Origin of the sequence: Spirosoma luteum DSM 19990 (assembly GCF_000374065.1) — a bacterium.
Lineage (GTDB): Bacteria > Bacteroidota > Bacteroidia > Cytophagales > Spirosomataceae > Spirosoma > Spirosoma luteum.
Genome location: NZ_KB893250.1, coordinates 46,065 through 63,123, shown reverse-complemented (window position 1 = coordinate 63,123; position 17,059 = coordinate 46,065). Strand labels below are relative to the sequence as shown.

The window sequence follows — 17,059 nt, the reverse complement described above, 5'->3', positions numbered from 1 at the left end:
AGAGTATGATTTTAAGGGGTAGTTATGGCTCGGAATTACTGGTACGGAATTTCGATGATGGTGGTTACGCCGGTGGGCGATGTATCGATAGCGAGGGTGCCCTGGACGAAATCTACTTTAGAGGTGAGGTTATTGTAAACCGGGGTGCGGGGGCTATCGTCTTCGGTAATCAGGCTCAGTGTCTGATGGTTAAACACTAATTGCAGGGTAGCCTGCGTAGCGGTCGAATTTTTGATAATGTCGTTGATGAGTTCCGAAGCAATCCGAAATACCTGCACTTCGGTGGCCGCATCGAATCGGCGTTCCTGACCAACAATCACATACTCAAACTGAACGGGGCTGCTGTGCTGTATCTTATCCACCGTTTCGGCCAGCGATTTGGCTAGCCCCAACTGGGCAAAATTCTTGGGCATCAGGTTGTGCGAAACCGTACGCAGATTCTCCACGGCCCGGTCCAGCAGGCTGCGGGCTTCGCTTAGCATCGGGAACCGCTCCCGAACGTCGGGTTTGCGTAACGTACTCGATACATACCCGATGGCCGTGGAGAGCATGGCTCCTACGTCGTCGTACAGGTCTTCGGCCATGCGGTTGCGCTCAATTTCGAGCGCGTCGATAATCCGTTGCGACTGGGCCTGTTCGCTCTGGTGAAGGGCAGTTAGCAGCAGCCGGTTTTGCCGCTGGTATTTCTGAAACCAGAAGAACAGGATACCCGATGTAAGCACCAGCAAGTCGAACAGAAGATTAATAACGATAAGCATATAGCTATCGAATTGAAACAGCGGCTCCTTCCCACGCGTGAAGGCCAGGTTAATAAAGAAAACCAGCAGGTAACCCACCAGCTGAATTGAAAAAGTAGAGGTGTAAAAAATAACCACCTTTTCGCCTTGCCGAATGCGCTCAAAGATAGACCAGAAGGCCAGCCCGATGCTGACCAGAATGAGGGCTAACGTTGCATTAAACGTCCATTGAAAATGGTGCCGCGGGAACACGTCGACAATCCGCAGGACAACGTTCAGTACCAGTAGCAGCGTAAGCCCGTATTTGAACCCGTTCACGGCGTAATACGCCCGGCTTTGCCCGGCTTTCTGCCCGATGAACTGCTGCATAAACTGTAACTGCGTCAGCATAATGAGCCAGCCCGATAACAATTGCGGATCGAGTCGGTTGAAGGCCGGGCTGTTGGGCCAGAGGTATTGAAATCCCAGACCCGACTGCCCCGAAATATGGAAGGCAATGGCCAGAATAAGGCAGATAAACCAAAAATAGGTCCGGTCTTTCGTCGCCACAAAAGCGATGGTGTTGATGAGCAGAATCAGGAGGCTGAATCCGGTCAGGAAGCCCCAAAACAGGTAATCATTCCGGTCGTGTTGCTCAAAGGCATCATTCCCCCACAGACTGACCCGAACACCCAGCACTTCGTGTCGTTTGGCCACCATTATAAATAAATCAGTGGGGGTAGTAGCGGTCAGGGGAATTGGAAACAACCAGTTTCGACTCGGAAAGGCCCGCGAATCGAAGGGCTGGGCATCGCCCGTGAGCACCCGACGAACCAGGCGATTTTCGGTCAGCTGATAAAACCACAACTCATTGATGCGCGGATTGTCGAGTGCCAGAAAAACGGGTTGGGATGTGTTGGCCTCTAGCCGCAGATGAATCCAGTGATTCGAAGCCGTGTAGCCCTGGTTCAGCAGGCTGGACGGTAATGGCTTGAAACGCCCCTGTTGATGAAGCCGGGTTATTTGCTGAATGGAAAGGCGTGTAGTCGTATCCTCAAAATAACTGATGAAGCCGTCCAGTACATACCGTTTAGCGGGCGTGACCCGATAGGTTTGCTGGGCTTCCACGCCAGAAAGCGATACGATGAACAGGAGCAGTATGACAACAGGATGTCTCAAATACAGTGGGTGATTTGGGCAAAGCTAACCGAATATGCCCCGCTAAAACATACTAACTTGTTTGTATTTTTTGCGGAAGCCGAACGACTATGGTGGTCCCGTCTTCTCCCGAATTGAGGGTTACGTCGGCGTGTAGTTCGCGGGTACGGGCGTACAGATTTTTCAGGCCAATACCGGTGTGACTTTCTCCAGCCGACGTTGCATCAAATCCCCGGCCATTGTCGCTCACGGTCAGCGAAACGTCTCCAGCCTCATGCGCCAGCAGGACCCGCGCCTGCGTGGCCTGCGCGTGTTTGCGTATGTTGTTCATCAGTTCCGTGGCAATGCGGTACAACTGCACGTCCTGACTAACCGATAACGCGGGATTTCCGCCCGTTTGGACAAACGTAAACTGCACCGGCTGCGTCTGATTGAGTTGCTCGATCAGTTCAGACAGGGCAGCGGCCACGCCTTTTTCGGCCACTGCAACGGGCAACCTATTCTGGGCAATTTCGTCCAGGTCGGCATCTGCTTTCTGAATAAGCCGAACCGAATCGGTAAGCTGTGCCGACGGAACTACGCTGGTGAGGAGGTGCCGGGCCTGCTGAAGTCGTTGGCTTACATCGGCGTGGAGGAGGTGTTGCACCTGTTCACGTTCCGCATCGAGCATCTGGATAATTTTCTGGTTCGTATGCTGCTGCGTCCGTGTCAGGTTCAGCGTCAGTGTTTGGTGTTCCCTCAACGACTGCCGGTAGCGGTACGCCAGCAGGTACGTAAACACCACTAAGTCGATAAAAAAGATGACGACGGTAAGCAAATACGGTTCAACCAGGTAAATGCCATCGGCCTGGTTGCGCGACACATTCTGGATAATATTCACAAACTGGCCGGTCATTTGCAGGGCCAAACCAGCCCCGTACAGTTGCCGGAGTGCATCGGCTGACTGTAAACTAACCACGATAACCCACAGAAACGCTAAAACAGCCGCATTGGCCAGTATGGAATGAATGCGCGTAACTACCTGAACCAGTTCCGGATAGTGCTGCGGCAGGTGCAGCAGCTGCGCGGCAAGCAGCCCCACAAAACCAGCCCAGAATGTGTACTTCAGTACCTGCAGAATCTGAAACAACCGTTTGTTTTCCTGCCTTAGATTCAGAAAATACTGCTGAAACTGAATCATGGCCGGTACATACAGCCAGAGTGCCTGAATGATTGGGTCAGGCGCGTTGAGAGCGGGAAACCCCGGCCACAGGTACTGGAAGCCCAGCCCCGAATCGGCGGCCTGCCGCAGAAAAAGACCGGTCACGTAAATAGCGTACCAAAGGTAAACAGGGTCATTGCTGGTACGCCAGAACAGTACATTGAGCAGAACCACCAGTGCCACAATACCCACAAAAATGCCCCACAGAAAATACTCGCGCTGCTCTTTATCGTCAAAATCGCTGGTACGCCAGAAGGTCATTTCGGTCGCTAAATTCTCGTACCGCTTGTCGAGCCGGAGGTAATAATCCGTAGGCTGGCGGGGACTGTTCTGGAGTGGGAAAGCGAAGGTTTTAGTGGGTATGGGGCGCTGACTGAACGGAAACCGGTCGCCGGTTTTGGTGAGTGAAATTACGTGGCCATCTCGCACCGTAATCAGTTGCAGCGCATTGATGGCATGATTCCGAACGTCGAGAGTCAGTTCCGTTTCCAGGCTGTCGGGCGGCAACCGAAACCGGTACCAGTGAATCGACTTTGTATAGCCCACGTTTTGCCGCCGGTGCCGGATGGGAGCAAACCCCGCCGACTGCATAACCGACTGGATGGTGGCCCGCGCCGTGGTATCTTCCCAGTGAAACAGCGCTATCGGAAGGGCTTTTATGGGCGCCATAGAGCGGGCATGGTACCATGCAAAGCCCCAAATGGCCAGTATTACCACGCCAAACAGGCCAATCAGGTTCCGAACCATATCAGGTAGTGGGAAAAGGGACGGTTAGCATGACGGTATGCCCCTGGTCATTGGCTTCAATTACTAAGTCGGCGTTCAGAAACTCCGCTTTCGTGAGCAGATGGGGTACACTGCGTTCGTCATGATGGGCAGGCTGTGCGGGGCCATTATCTTCAACGGTCAGGTTCAGGTGGCCGGGGTGGTAAATCAGCTGTACAGTAGCCTCGGTAGCCTGGCTGTGGTGCTGAACCTGCTGAATCAGTTCCGTAGCGATGCCAAATAGTAACCGTTCCGTTTGGGCGGGTAGCCGTTTAACGTCTCCCAGGCTGATAAACTGAAACTGCGTACCCATGCCCGATTTTTTGCGTATCGTTTCGTCAATGGCTTCGGCCAGGCCCGTCTGTTCGAGGTGCCTGGGCATCAGTTGATGCGACAGCGTGCGCAGTTCGTGGGCGGCTTCATCGAGCAGGGTCTGCGCGTGCATCAACCGGTCCGTTTTTTCAGTACGGGTCAGCACCGACAGGTATCCCTTTGCCACAGACAGGGTAGGGCCAATGTCGTCGTGAAGGTCCTGCGCCAGTCGTTGCCGTTCCTCTTCCAGCGCGCCGATTACCCGTTGCTGGGTTTGCTGGTGGGCGGTGAGCAGGTCGAGTTCGAGGGTGCGGTTGGTTTGGCGGGCCACCCGGTAGCGATAGGCCAGGCCATACGAGAAAAAGACAATATCCAGAAAAACGGTTACGCCCATGATTACATACGTCAGCACGTCGAACGGCAGGGGCCAGCCTTTATCCTGGCATAAGTTGATGAGCGACACCAGCACGAAGCCCGAAAACTGAATCAGCAGCGCGTACGTATAATACCGGACCAATTTTTCCTGTTGCCGCAACGAACTCCGGCGTTTGTGCTCCCACAAGCTAAGAGCCGTCAGCGTAATAAGGGCTATCACAAAATAGCGCGTAGCCGACGCGATAAACTTGTACAGGAACAGTTCGCGCCCGGCCACGTCGGAAAGCTGAATGCCGATCACTACCAGCAGGGTTGTCAGCACTATCAGTTTGAACCCGTTATTCCAGCGATAGATCCGGCTCTCCTGGGCGGTTTGCCGGATGAAAAACTGCATGAAAGTGAGCTGGGCAATCATGGCTGCCCAGATGTAGAGGTAGACCGGTGCGAACTCGTTGATATGGGGGGTATTGGGCCACAAATACTGAAACCCCAGCCCGGCATCGGAAAACAAATGCATGGTCATGAAGTGAATATACAGCCCGAACCACAGGTAAATCCGGTCTTTGGTAGCCAGCAGCATCACAACCGCTACGATAAGAACAAGGCAGATAATGCCGATGTAAATACCCCACGCAAAATACTCGTCGCGGTCGGTATGCAGGAAAATCGTCCGGGGCCAGAGCCGGATAAAGAAGGACAGAATGGCGTTGGGACGGTCGAAGCGCAGGTAGTACCCGGTCCGTTCGCCTGCCAGCAGCCGGAGCGGAAAAACGTAATTGTTGTTGATATAAGGCCGCTGACTGAATACAAATCGGTCGCCGGTATGCCCCAGCGACTGGATGACGCCGTTCCGGATGCTGAACAGTTCGAGGTCGTCGATGTTGGCGTACTCTATTTCGAGCATCAGGCTGGCTTTTTGCCTGGTTTCCAACTCGAAATAAAGCCACTGCACAGCGGTGTTGTAGCCAAAATCCTGCCGGACCGTAAGGCTGCTGGAAAGCCCGAATTGCCCCTTCTTCTGCCGTTCGACTGCCTGCTCAATAGTGAGTTTCCCCGTCGTGTCTTCAAAATGATACAGGGCTTCCCGGAGCGGTAATTCGCCGGAGGGCAGGGTCGAAGCACCAACCAAAAGGGGCCGGGTGCCGGACTGCGCCCAGGCTGCGTGGCTGAGCCAGACGCACAGCCAAAAACACCGGAAACGGTTCATGAGGAAGGAAGAATTTGCCGGGATAGATGCGAAACTCCCTCAAAAGAAAACCTTTTCTGGTGAAAATACAAACAAGTTGGTATGGATTTGCCCCTGCCTCATCCGCCACCTTTGTATCACCCAAACGGGATAATTTCTTTCTCTTTTTTAACCAAATCAAACCAAACAAAAATCATGAAAAAAGTAAGCTTATTGCTCGCCCTCGTTTTCGGCTTCGCAGCCACGTCATTCGCTCAGTACAGCTCGGCAAAATGTGCCTGGAATATGGAAAGTGCCCCGTATAATTCAAACCAAACAATAATACAGTTCACCAACATTGTTCTGCTCGGGATTTCGGATAGTGAGGGTGAGCCTGCCTATTCTGTTTCACTAACGGCAAATTTCAGCACCAGTAAGGCATCCAACGTTACGCTTACCGAAAGCAAAACGGGAAAAAAGTGGCTGATGAATCAGGTTAGCCCCGGGGGCAAACCCTTACCAGCTCCCTGCAATGGTAGCCAGGGGGCAGACTTCAGTGATGCCATGGTATACCGGTCAGCCATGACAAACGTAGTGGTTTACGTGTCCGTACGGGAAAACAGCAAAGCGGTGTACGTATTCGCTCATAAACCGCAGGATACCAAGCTGAAACTCTAACCGGCCCCCAGCCCCGTTCATACAAAAAGCCGCCCGATAGGTCAACCTTTGGTATGAAGGGGGCTGGGGAAAATACAAACAAGTTAGTATGGATTTGCCCTGCCCAACCGGCCACCTTTGTATTACCCAATCGGGACAATCTCTTCCTCTTTTTTAACCAGCTATAGTCATGAAAACACAAAAAACAATCGGCATTATCGGAGCCGGAGTCAGTGGCCTGGTAACGGCCAAAACCATGCGCGAACACAGTTTCGAGGTGGTGCTGTTCGAGAAAGAAACCGAACTGGGTGGTGTCTGGACCAGCACCCGCCGGTATCCGAATGTGACGACCCAGAACACCCGCGATACCTACACGTTTTCGGATTTTCCGATGCCCAAACATTACCCCGAGTGGCCCACCGGTGAGAACGTACAGGAGTACCTCACCAACTACGCCCGCCATTTCGACCTGCTGCCCCACATTCAGTTCGGCACCACCATTCGGCACGCCGAACCTATCAACGGCGGACACGGCGGCTGGATACTGCACACCACGCAAAACGGGGTTTCGGGCCAGGTAGAAGTCGATTTTCTGGTGGTTTGTAATGGTGTTTTCAGCGAACCCAACATGCCGTCTGTTCAGGGGCGGGAGTTGTTCGGCGGGCAGGTGATGCACAGCACGTCCTTCCGGCAGGAACACCTCGACGCGGCCAAAACGCAGAAAATAGCGGTGGTGGGCTTTGCCAAATCGGCCCACGATATTCTGTCGCAGGTGAGTTCGGTTTCTCAAAAGCCGGTGTGTATTTACCGGGAAGCGAAGTGGAAAATGCCGCGTATCTTCTGGGGTCTTAATTTTAAATACCTGCTGCTGCACCGGTTCGGCGAATCACTGTTTCCGTACCGGTTTCTGTACGGTATCCACAAGTTTCTGCACGGGCCAATGGGCAAACCCGTCACCAATTTTCTGGTCAAAAGTATCGGCAACCTGGTAGCCGCCCAGTTGAAACTCAAAAAAAGCGGACTGCTGCCCGATAAACCCTTCGACAGCATCGCTAACTGCTCCATTGGCCTGACCTCCGATAATTTCTACGAGCGGGCTGCTACGGGCGATATCCAGCTGGAGAAGGGCGAAATCAGCCGGTTTGAAACCGACGGCGTTCGGCTGACCAACGGCAAAAAGATTGAGGCCGATGTGGTGGTATTTGCCACCGGATTCCGGCAAACGGTGCCGTTTTTCGACGCTGACATCAGCCGTCGACTGCGGAACGCCAAAGGCTGGTTTCAACTCTACCGGAACGTGTTGCCCGCCGACGTGCCTAACTTGTCCTTTGTGGGGTATAACCCTTCTCTGTTTACGCCCTTTACCTCGGAACTGGCCGCGCATTATTCGGCGCAGTACGTTAAAAATAAGCTTAATTTGCCTGATGCCGACGGGATGAAAGCAGAGATTGCCCGGCATCAGGAATGGCTCATGCAACGGGTGCCGCACGGGCATTCCTCAGGTACGTGCATCATCCCGTTCTCGTTCCACCACGCCGACGAACTGATGCGCGATATGGGCCTGAAAACCCGCCGTACCGGTAACCCGGTGACCGAGTTTATGGCTCCGTTCAACCCCGGTATGTATAAGGGGCTGACGCAGGAGTTGCAGCGGTTGCCCGCAACCCGATCACAGCCCGGAATGGAGCAGATGCTGACTAATGAAGTAGCCGTAGTTTGAGGTAGTAAACAAGACAGAACCCCTTATTAACTGATTTCATCCCTGACTTTTCTGAAGGCAATTCAGGGTTTACCAATTATCACCTACACCCGAACCACTTCCTGGCTATGATACCCGTTACCAATTTTCTGAACCGCCTGGCCAACTGGAAAACGTTGCTGTTTCTGGGGGTAATTTACGTAAGTTTTCCCGCCTACTGGTTCAAAAACGCCGGAGCCACCATCAGTCAGTTAGCGGGGAAGCCCGTTGATCCCATCGACCTGACGTTTGGGTTCAACCCCGCGCGGACGCTGGCTATGGTGGCCGATTACGGCCCCGCTGCCCGTGCCTTTTATGCCCGAACCGAACTGACAATTGACCTGATTTACCCCATTGTGTACAGTTTTCTGCTGGCCATAATCCTGACGATGCTGTTTCGCCACCGGTCTAACAGATTGATTGGTCTGTTGCCCTTTGTCGTTCTGTTGTCCGACTACCTCGAGAACGCGGCCATTGTCACGCTGCTGACCAGCTACCCTGCGCAGTCAATGACCGTGGCAGTGCTGTGTGAGGTGGTCAAATTAATAAAGTGGCTTTCGTTCGGGATTACCGTTGGCCTGATTATTTATGGTCTCTTCCTGAGAGGTTTTAACCGGGTAGTGCCCGCAAAATAGTGACTGTTCTTTAAGAAAAATTTAACAGCCGCTCCTATGTACAGGAGCGGTTTTTTTGTGAACAATTAGCTCATTATCAGAAAAATACAAACAAGTTAGTATGGATTTACCCCTCTTCCATCCGCCATCTTTGTATCACCCAAACGGGACAAACATTTCTCATTTTAACCAGCGGCCAACGGCCACAAACCAATCAGTATCATGAAAAAAGTACTCAGTATCCTCGCCCTTTTTTTGGTTGCCTTATCCGGGTTTGCACAACCTGCCAACTATTCCTTTGAGGAAGTATCGTACAGCTCCCGCGATAAGTCAAAATGGGTGCAGTTTTTTTCGACAGATATTAGTGATGCCAGTGGCGCAGCTAAGTACAAGGTAACGGCCATCATCGACATTCCGACCAACAAAGTGAAGGAATTTTCGGTGTACCTGGAGGAGACAGGGAAGCCCGGTTCACTTTGTATGAGCACAATTACGCACGTTAGCCATCTCTATTTAGGTACGCCCGATACGGGGGGCGTTGAGGCTTATGCCTGTCGCAACAAGTTCACGAATGTAGTCATCTATTTTCTGGCCGGTGCCACTACCCCTGACACGCTCAAGTTCCTGATTTACGCACCATCGAGTCCGCCAAATATTAAGCTGTAGTCAGATTCGGAACCACCGGTTTGAACCCGGCACGAATTAGCCTCTTTTTAACCTGTTCAAATGCCAGTGAATGACTTCGGTCTGTTCGCTGGCATTTGTGTTTATACCTGCCTGAACCCAGAGTAGGAGCCATGGCTTTTGTGCTGATAATGAGTAAAATACAAACAAAGCTGTATGGATTGGCCGGAGGTGAAAACACCACCTTTGTCTGGTAATCCAGACACATAAACTCCTGTGAAAACGTCTCTCCTGTTCCTCTTCCTCAACCTACTATCAAGCGGTCTGACAATGGCCTGTAACGGATTGATCCGGCCTGATACCACAACGCTGCCGCAACCGGATTCCACCCGCCCCGCCCAACCTGCCCTAACCATTACCGGCGATGTTAACCTGACAAAAAGCAGCTACGCCATGCGGGGTCAGGAAGGGTCGTCTGTTCAGCATTTGCCCTGGTACCTGACGGGCAGTGTGATACTGGCAACGCGCTCTGGCTGGGTTATTCCCCTTCAGGCCGTGTGGAGTTCGCCCACCAGCGGCTACGGGCAGTCGTACAACAGTATTGGCGTTAGTCCACGCTACAAAAACTGGCTGACATTACACGGTGGCTACCGCAATCTGACGTTTTCGTCGTTTACGCTGGCGGGCCACACCGTGCTGGGCGTGGGCGCCGAACTGAATTCGGGCCTGCTGCGGGTTGGCCTGATGGCGGGGCAGTTCAACAAAGCCGTTTCGGCAACCGCAGCCGACCCCGAGCGGGTGGCCACGTTCCGGCGGATGGGCTACTGCGCCAGGGTTGGTGTCGGTAATGACCGGACTTACCTCGACGTGATTTTGCTCAACGCAGCCGATGATGCCCGGTCCATCCGGCCCGATACGCTGAATTCCCTGGCCCCCGCCCACAACGTAGTGCTGGGACTGAGCGGCCGGATTCGGACCAGTCGGAAACTGATGGTCGAGTTGGATGCGGCTGGCAGTGCCTACACCAGCGATACCCGCGCTGAACCGCTATCCGCAACACCTGCCGACAGTCGACTGCACGCTATCAACTCCCTGAATGGGGTCAAAAAATTAATCCCCGTCAACGCGTCAACCAGTATCCGCACGGCAGTACAGGCCTCATTGAACTACCGCCTGAACTGGGCCGACCTGCGTTTGCGCTATCAGCGCGTTGAACCCGGCTACCAGTCCATGGGGGCGTATTACATGCAAACCGATATAGAACGAATTACAGTAGCTCCCACTATTCGGCTGTTTAAGAACCGGCTCCAGTTTCGGAGCAGCGTGGGGTGGCAGCACGACAACCTGACCAATCAGAAGCGTACCCGCACCAACCGGCTGATTGGCTCTGTAAACGTCTCCTATGCAACGGACAAGAACCTGACGCTCGATCTGTCGATTTCAACTTACGGCGTTACGCAGCGAGCAGGTTACCGGCCCCTCAATGACACTACCCGCGTGGCCCAGAACAACCGGACCCTGTCGGGCAGCGTGTTCAAGTCCTGGACCGGACAACATCAACTGCACAGCCTGAATGGTTCGGCAACGTACCAGGAATTACAGGACCTTAACCCATTTACCGTCGACAACAATCACAGTCAGAACTGGAATTACTCTGTTAGCTACACCCTGCAAAATACCGAAGCCGGTCTGGATCTGAACCTGGGCTACAACTACACCCACAGCCGGTCGACGGAGTTAAGTTTGCTGTTTCACGGCCCCACCGTGAGCGTACAGAAGAAACTCTTTGCCAATAAGTTAAGTGTACTGCTGATGGTTAGTTACCTCAAAAACAGCGAAACCTTTACTGGGGAAACGCAGCGGGGGTTAACAATAAACAACACCATTACGCTTGATTACCAGCTAACACCGGTACACCGCCTGTCGATAGGTGGAGCGGATAATCGCAATCGGGGAGCGCAGTCCTACAGCCAGCAACAGGCTACCGTTCAATATACGGTGTCATTCTGACGAGATGACTTGTCCTATGAAAAGTTAACCACAAACTAAGGTAAGTGAGATAAGTGTAGCCCCTTACTCCTGTAGTAACAGTAGTGGTCGAAATACTACGCTGTCTTGTGCGTAGGTCGCTGGTCGGGGTGGGGTAGTTGTTGAAATCCGGAAAATAGCAGAGACAAAACCCTGTTAGGCCGTTTAACCAGTGGCCCGTGCGATTCCTTCGGCTCATTATGTCGGAAGGGTGCTTTCCCATCCCGCTTTTTTCGTGGCACCGTTCCTGCCTTCGGGTATTGAGGATCTTACGCCGTAGTTGCTCACCCTCCTGCCGATAGTTGGCAAAGTAGGCAAATACTAACCGGGCAATAGTGGCGCGGTTGGGTCGGCTCTTTTGCGCCCCGGTTGGCCGGTTGATTGTCAGGGCTAAACCGGGTTTTGATTCCATCCTGCCAGATGTCTTGTCTTGTCATTCGTCTTGTTTCTTACTAATTAAATAGCCGTTTTTCACGATGTAACCAAAACCAAACTACTTACCACCCCTCCCCACCTATTGGCCATCGGCCAAAAAACGGGCCGGTCAACAGGCCGATAAATCACTACCCAGCCAAGGGGTAAATCTTATTTGCCGTTCACACAAATAGTTGATTGCATTGATTAGAACTGTTTTACATTAGGTCTGATCATCGAATTAATCTATTTACATGAAAAGGGAATTAGCATTAGTGATATGTGGTATTCTTGTCTCCCACATACTACTGGGTCAGGGCAATTATGTGGCCAACACCAGCAACTCAGCCACGCCCGGCACGTTCAATACACTGGTAGGGCCGGGGGCGGCTGGCAATGGCAGCCTAACGGGGGACCGTAATACGGCGGTTGGCTATTATGCCGGCTTATTTCTCAGTACGGGTAAAGCCAACTCCTTGTTCGGGGTGGATGCAGGCCGGGGTATCACCAGTGGCTGGTGGAACACCATGATCGGCTCCGAGGCAGGCCTCAACACGGGCTCCGGCTCAAACAACACCTTTGTTGGCTTTGGTGCAGGGCGTACTAACACAGGCGAATCCAACACCTTTTTAGGTGTTTCGACCGGGGCAAGTAACAGCATTGGCCAACAGAACACCTTTGTTGGCGCTATTGCCGGTTACCGAAACGACAATGGTTCGTTTAATACCTTCATTGGTCACGGTGCGGGTGTTGACAATACAAATGGTGGCTTTAACACCTTCATTGGTCACAGTGCGGGGGCTGCCAACACATTGGGTGGTTTCAACACCTTTACCGGGGAGTATGCTGGCAATAATAATACAACTGGCTCGGTTAATACCTTCCATGGGTCTAGTGCCGGTACAGCCAATAAAACAGGTTCCCGTAATACCTATTTTGGCTCCCGTGCCGGTTTCAGCAACAGCAGTGGCTGGTACAATGTGATGTTTGGCGACAGTGCCGGTGCCAGCAACCTCGGCTCAGGCAATGTGATGATTGGCTCTAAAGCTGGAGCCCTTAATAACACGGGTACCCAGAATACGTTTGTAGGCTACCAGGCCGGCTTTAACAATAACGGCACGGCTAATCTGTTTGTGGGCTACTTAAGCGGTCGGGCTAACACCAGTGGCTCCTCCAACATTATGCTGGGGGTCAATGCCGGTAGCAGCAACACCACGGGGGGCTTCAATGTGTTTAGTGGCACGTATGCGGGCTCATACAACACCACAGGAAGTCAGAATGTATTTACGGGTAACGATGCGGGTTATTCCAATACTACGGGAAGCCGGAATGTGTTTACGGGTAGCAATGCAGGTTATTCCAGTACAACCGGCAATGACAATGTGTTTAGTGGCACGTATGCGGGTAACGACAATACGACAGGGAGCCAAAATGTGTTTAGTGGCTCTCTGACGGGCTTTAGAAACACCACCGGCTACAGCAATGTGGCCCTGGGCGGCAAGGCCCTCTACAACAACTCCTCCGGCGGTAACAACGTGGCCCTGGGCGACTCGGCCGGCCTCAACAACACCGTATCAGGCAATGTATTTGTGGGCTCCAAAGCCGGCTTCGCCAATACAAGTGGTACCAACAACACGTTCGTTGGGCGGCAGGCAGGAGCCACTGTAACAACGGGCAGTAATAACATTATCATCGGTCCTATGTCAGGTACGGCCATTTCCGATGGTAGCGAAAACGTACTGATTGGCTATGACAGCCAGGCTGAAGATGGACTCTACAATGCCACCGCTATTGGAGCAGGTAGTCGGGTAGCCAGTAGCAATGCCTTAATCCTGGGCAACAACGCCAACGTAGGTATTGGTACCTCAGCCCCGTCCACCCGGTTAGAAGTGGTTAGCCCTGATGACCATGATAGCGGATTGCGGCTGAGCAAACTCACCACCAATAGCCCCACTACCCAACATACCGATCAGTTTCTGACGGTCAATGAACGGGGTGATGTGGTCAAGGCCCGGTATCAGTTAAGAATTAACAATGCTACCGAGTGGAGCGACAACGTGTTTGCTCCCACGTATCAGCTACGCCCGTTGGCAACGGTTGCCAGGTACATACAGGAGAATGGTCATTTGCCAGGTGTCCCCTCGGCTAATGAAGTAGTCAAAGAGGGGGTTGATCTGGTCAGAATAAATGCCACCCTGTTAGAAAAGGTGGAGGAATTGACCCTCTACAGTATTCAACAACAGCAAATCAATCAGCAGCAGAAAGAGATTGATGCATTAAAACAACTCATTCGTAAGGTAGTCAAACCTTGATTGAATTAGCGCATACAGCACTGGCAATCAAATCAGTTATTTTGTTTCCAATCAGCTTAAAATCAGTCATTTTATTCAAAAACGATTCAGCCCCAACTGCATAGCATTTGTCTATTTCCAGTCCACTTGCCTCGGCAGACAGTATAACAACCGGAATCGCCTGGTAGCCAGGTTTCTCCTTCAAATAAATCAGGGTTGCCAGGCCATCCATGCCGGGCATGTGGTAATCGAGTATGATTAAGCTGGGAAGCCGTGCAATTTTTGATAACTCGTCTAAAAAAATAGTACCGCTAGCAAACAATTGCGTACAAGAGTCAGGGAGATACCGCTTGATCAGCAATTGAATTAGATAACGGTAGTTGACGTCGTCATCAACAATACAGATCAATGGAGTTGCTGTCATACAGGTTGTAGATTAAATCTACAACCTGTATGACAGCAACTTGTGGAAAATTGTCATTAAAAAGTGAGGAATCGGCACTTGATTAATGTCCAAAACGCACTACCCCCACCCCTGAATTTTGGCACCGTTTCTTTCGGCCTGGTTAACGGTGAATAAACCGGCGCGGCTGAGCCTATAAATGCCCCCACCCGCTAACTAGTCACCTGGACTTTGACGGTTCATGATTTGCAGCCAATAACCACTTGCCGTTCGATAAAATGCTACCTTAAAAATTACCAGTGTTTTACTACTATTGTTTCACGCTAGTAGTATCTAGCTGTGTCTCAGCGTACAAACGCCGGAATGGACGCGGGGTAGCATTGCCTGCCATTACGTTGTTTCAACCTTTTGAAAGAAGGTTGATTTAACTAAGCGCTGATTGGTTTCCTGTATTCAACACCCATTGTTAGGTCAGGATTAGGATACTCGTCAGGGTTTACTTCGCAGTTGAGTTTGGAGTAATTGTCTTAAACTTTCCTTTCCATGAATCCTTTTCTACCTATCGGCTTATTAGGCCGGAGAAGTCCCTGTTTATTAAGTAGTGCAGGCAGCTTTGGTTTATCCAGTCGCTGGTGGCTCCTATGGTTGCTCGTAACTACACTTAGCCGTATAGGTTGGGGGCAATGTTTTACGACTACAACCATTCCTCATGGTTCTAACCCCTATACCGTCGCCGTGGGCGATTTTAATAGCGATGGCCGACCTGACCTGGTTACCACAAATTTCTTTTCTCATACCGTCTCGCTATTACCAGGTAATGGCAGTGGTGGCTTTGGAGCCAAAATTGACTTCCCTGTTGGCACTGCTCCCACTTCTTTAGCAATAGGTGACTTTAATAACGATGGCCGACCCGATCTGGCGGTTGCCAATACTTCTTCCAATAATATCTCCATACTATTAGGTAATGGTAGCGGGAGTTTTAGTGCCTCAACTAACTTTCCCGTTGGCCCTTCCCCTTCTTCCGTAGCTGTGGGTGATTTCAATAACGATGGTCGAACCGACCTGGCGGTTGCAAACTTTTTTGAATCCTATGTCTCCGTACTACAAGGCAATGGCAGCGGGGGCTTTGGCCCACCTACTACGTTTACTACAGCAACCAGTGGCTCTGAATCCATAGCGGTAGGTGACTTTAATGGCGATGGTTGGCCCGATCTGGCCCTCGCGCCCCGTTATAATTCTATTGTCTCAGTGCTATATGGTAATAGCAGTGGGACCTTTAGCCCGCCAGTCAACTTTCCAGTTCGCGCTCAAGCCACTTCCATTGCGGTGGGCGACTTCGATAATAATGGACGGCCTGATCTGGCGGTTGCCATTAGATATTTTAACACCGTCTCGGTGTTACTGGATAATGGCAGCGGTGGCTTTGATCTTTTCACCGACTTTCCGGTTGGTAGTGAACCCACTTCTGTAGCTGTGGGTGACTTTAATAGTGATGGCAGGCCTGATCTGGCGGCTGCCAACTCTGGTTCCAGAAGCATTTCAGTGATTTTAGGCAATGGCAGTGGAGGCTTTGGTTCACCGACTAACTATAGTGTTGAAAGTGGGCCCCTTTCTGTAGCCGTGGGTGACTTCAATAGCGATGGTAAGCCCGATTTAATTACGAACGGCGCAAGCATCGTCACAGTACTACTTAACTGCGCCACTACCCCGACCTTACCCTTTAGCATTACCGGTGTCACCACGGTGAGCTGTACGACCGTGACGGCTACTGAGCGCCAACTGACGTTTACACCCCGGTACGCGGGCGTAACGGGCCAACCCATCAGTTTCTCAGTCGTCAACGAGCTGTTGCCCACTACCGCCCCTGGCCCCTACACCCTGCGGCTGTACACCGACAACCCCACTGTTACCCTCAGGGCTACTCAGACCGGAACTGCAGGTGAGGCTACCTTTAGCTACGACTGGCTGGCCCTCTGTAGTGGGGGTTCCCCCCCGCCGACCTTACCCTTTAGCATTACCGGTGTCACCACGGTGAGCTGTACGACCGTGACGGCTACTGAGCGCCAACTGACGTTTACACCCCGGTACGCGGGCGTAACGGGCCAACCTATCAGTTTCTCAGTCGTCAACGAGCTGCTACCCACTACCGCCCCTGGCCCCTACACCCTGCGGCTGTACACCGACAACCCCACTATTACCCTCAGGGCTACTCAGACCGGAACTGCAGGTGAGGCTACCTTTAGCTACGACTGGCTGGCCCTCTGTAGGGGGGGCGGTGCGCCCCGGCTGGGTGTGGGCACAGAACCCACAGCTAGACTACAGATTAAGGTGCTGGGTAATCCGGTGCGGGAGAGTATTGAAGTTGAGGTAACGGGTATCGAAAACCGGTCGATACAGCTGTCCCTGGCTACTACGAGCGGCCGCATCATTGGTCAAAGACGGACTGAGCAAGCTGGTATCAGCGAACACTATCGGTTCGATGTGTCGAGCTTGCCTACAGGTCCACTTTTACTAAGGGCCAGTAGCCAGGGACAATCCCAAACCGTCAGGATTCTGAAAGTGAATTGATGCCCCTGTTATTTCGGTAGTCAAAAGGCT

General features: G+C 52.2%; 12 protein-coding genes. 7 read left to right on the top strand and 5 right to left on the bottom strand.

Annotated features, from left to right (window positions below; genetic code table 11):
- Window positions 1-35: 35 nt before the first annotated feature.
- Genes B156_RS0109145 through B156_RS0109135 form a run of 3 tightly spaced genes read right to left on the bottom strand, consistent with a single transcriptional unit; the run spans window position 36 to window position 5,734 of the window.
- Window positions 36-1,895, bottom strand: coding sequence for a sensor histidine kinase (locus B156_RS0109145; RefSeq protein ID WP_018619383.1), 1,860 nt, complete (start codon window positions 1,893-1,895; stop codon window positions 36-38).
- Between the two features lie 52 nt (window positions 1,896-1,947).
- Window positions 1,948-3,822, bottom strand: coding sequence for a sensor histidine kinase (locus B156_RS0109140; protein ID WP_018619382.1), 1,875 nt, complete (start codon window positions 3,820-3,822; stop codon window positions 1,948-1,950).
- Between the two features lies 1 nt (window position 3,823).
- Window positions 3,824-5,734 (bottom strand): sensor histidine kinase, encoded by a 1,911-nt coding sequence (locus tag B156_RS0109135; RefSeq protein ID WP_018619381.1) that lies wholly within the window; start codon window positions 5,732-5,734, stop codon window positions 3,824-3,826.
- Window positions 5,735-5,908: 174 nt separating this feature from the next.
- On the opposite strand from B156_RS0109135, the gene B156_RS0109125 reads away from it, so the two are divergent.
- From B156_RS0109125 to B156_RS0109105, 5 genes are all read left to right on the top strand, one after another.
- Window positions 5,909-6,370: a hypothetical protein gene (locus B156_RS0109125; RefSeq protein ID WP_018619379.1), complete on the top strand. Its 462-nt coding sequence runs from the start codon at window positions 5,909-5,911 to the stop codon at window positions 6,368-6,370.
- A gap of 169 nt (window positions 6,371-6,539) precedes the next feature.
- Window positions 6,540-8,069 carry a flavin-containing monooxygenase gene (locus B156_RS0109120; protein WP_018619378.1) on the top strand — a complete coding sequence of 510 codons (1,530 nt, stop codon included), beginning with the start codon at window positions 6,540-6,542 and terminating at the stop codon, window positions 8,067-8,069.
- A gap of 107 nt (window positions 8,070-8,176) precedes the next feature.
- Window positions 8,177-8,722 carry a hypothetical protein gene (locus tag B156_RS0109115; protein ID WP_018619377.1) on the top strand — a complete coding sequence of 182 codons (546 nt, stop codon included), beginning with the start codon at window positions 8,177-8,179 and terminating at the stop codon, window positions 8,720-8,722.
- 201 nt (window positions 8,723-8,923) lie between these two features.
- Window positions 8,924-9,367 carry a hypothetical protein gene (locus B156_RS0109110; protein WP_018619376.1) on the top strand — a complete coding sequence of 148 codons (444 nt, stop codon included), beginning with the start codon at window positions 8,924-8,926 and terminating at the stop codon, window positions 9,365-9,367.
- Between the two features lie 234 nt (window positions 9,368-9,601).
- Complete coding sequence (locus tag B156_RS0109105; protein ID WP_157626973.1) at window positions 9,602-11,335, top strand: porin family protein; 1,734 nt, start codon at window positions 9,602-9,604, stop codon at window positions 11,333-11,335.
- Between the two features lie 302 nt (window positions 11,336-11,637).
- Here B156_RS0109105 and B156_RS31285 read toward each other — a convergent pair whose 3' ends face one another.
- Complete coding sequence (locus tag B156_RS31285; RefSeq protein ID WP_157626971.1) at window positions 11,638-11,790, bottom strand: hypothetical protein; 153 nt, start codon at window positions 11,788-11,790, stop codon at window positions 11,638-11,640.
- Between the two features lie 231 nt (window positions 11,791-12,021).
- On the opposite strand from B156_RS31285, the gene B156_RS0109100 reads away from it, so the two are divergent.
- Complete coding sequence (locus B156_RS0109100) at window positions 12,022-14,079, top strand: beta strand repeat-containing protein (RefSeq protein WP_018619374.1); 2,058 nt, start codon at window positions 12,022-12,024, stop codon at window positions 14,077-14,079.
- On the opposite strand, the gene B156_RS30245 is transcribed toward B156_RS0109100, so the two are convergent.
- Window positions 14,069-14,482 (bottom strand): response regulator, encoded by a 414-nt coding sequence (locus tag B156_RS30245; RefSeq protein WP_018619373.1) that lies wholly within the window; start codon window positions 14,480-14,482, stop codon window positions 14,069-14,071. The genes B156_RS0109100 and B156_RS30245 overlap by 11 nt on opposite strands.
- A 522-nt stretch (window positions 14,483-15,004) precedes the next feature.
- Here B156_RS30245 and B156_RS0109090 point away from each other — a divergent pair.
- On the top strand, window positions 15,005-17,029 hold the full coding sequence (locus B156_RS0109090; protein WP_026260713.1) for an FG-GAP repeat domain-containing protein: 2,025 nt from the start codon (window positions 15,005-15,007) through the stop codon (window positions 17,027-17,029).
- Window positions 17,030-17,059 lie beyond the last annotated feature (30 nt).

Coding starts and splice junctions, on each gene's coding strand:
- B156_RS0109140 (WP_018619382.1), bottom strand. CDS start 3,822: ATGGTTCGGAACCTGATTGGCCTGTTTGGCGTGGTAATACTGGCCATT.
- B156_RS0109090 (WP_026260713.1), top strand. CDS start 15,005: ATGAATCCTTTTCTACCTATCGGCTTATTAGGCCGGAGAAGTCCCTGT.
- B156_RS0109115 (WP_018619377.1), top strand. CDS start 8,177: ATGATACCCGTTACCAATTTTCTGAACCGCCTGGCCAACTGGAAAACG.
- B156_RS0109135 (WP_018619381.1), bottom strand. CDS start 5,734: ATGAACCGTTTCCGGTGTTTTTGGCTGTGCGTCTGGCTCAGCCACGCA.
- B156_RS30245 (WP_018619373.1), bottom strand. CDS start 14,482: ATGACAGCAACTCCATTGATCTGTATTGTTGATGACGACGTCAACTAC.
- B156_RS0109100 (WP_018619374.1), top strand. CDS start 12,022: ATGAAAAGGGAATTAGCATTAGTGATATGTGGTATTCTTGTCTCCCAC.
- B156_RS31285 (WP_157626971.1), bottom strand. CDS start 11,790: ATGACAAGACAAGACATCTGGCAGGATGGAATCAAAACCCGGTTTAGC.
- B156_RS0109120 (WP_018619378.1), top strand. CDS start 6,540: ATGAAAACACAAAAAACAATCGGCATTATCGGAGCCGGAGTCAGTGGC.
- B156_RS0109110 (WP_018619376.1), top strand. CDS start 8,924: ATGAAAAAAGTACTCAGTATCCTCGCCCTTTTTTTGGTTGCCTTATCC.
- B156_RS0109125 (WP_018619379.1), top strand. CDS start 5,909: ATGAAAAAAGTAAGCTTATTGCTCGCCCTCGTTTTCGGCTTCGCAGCC.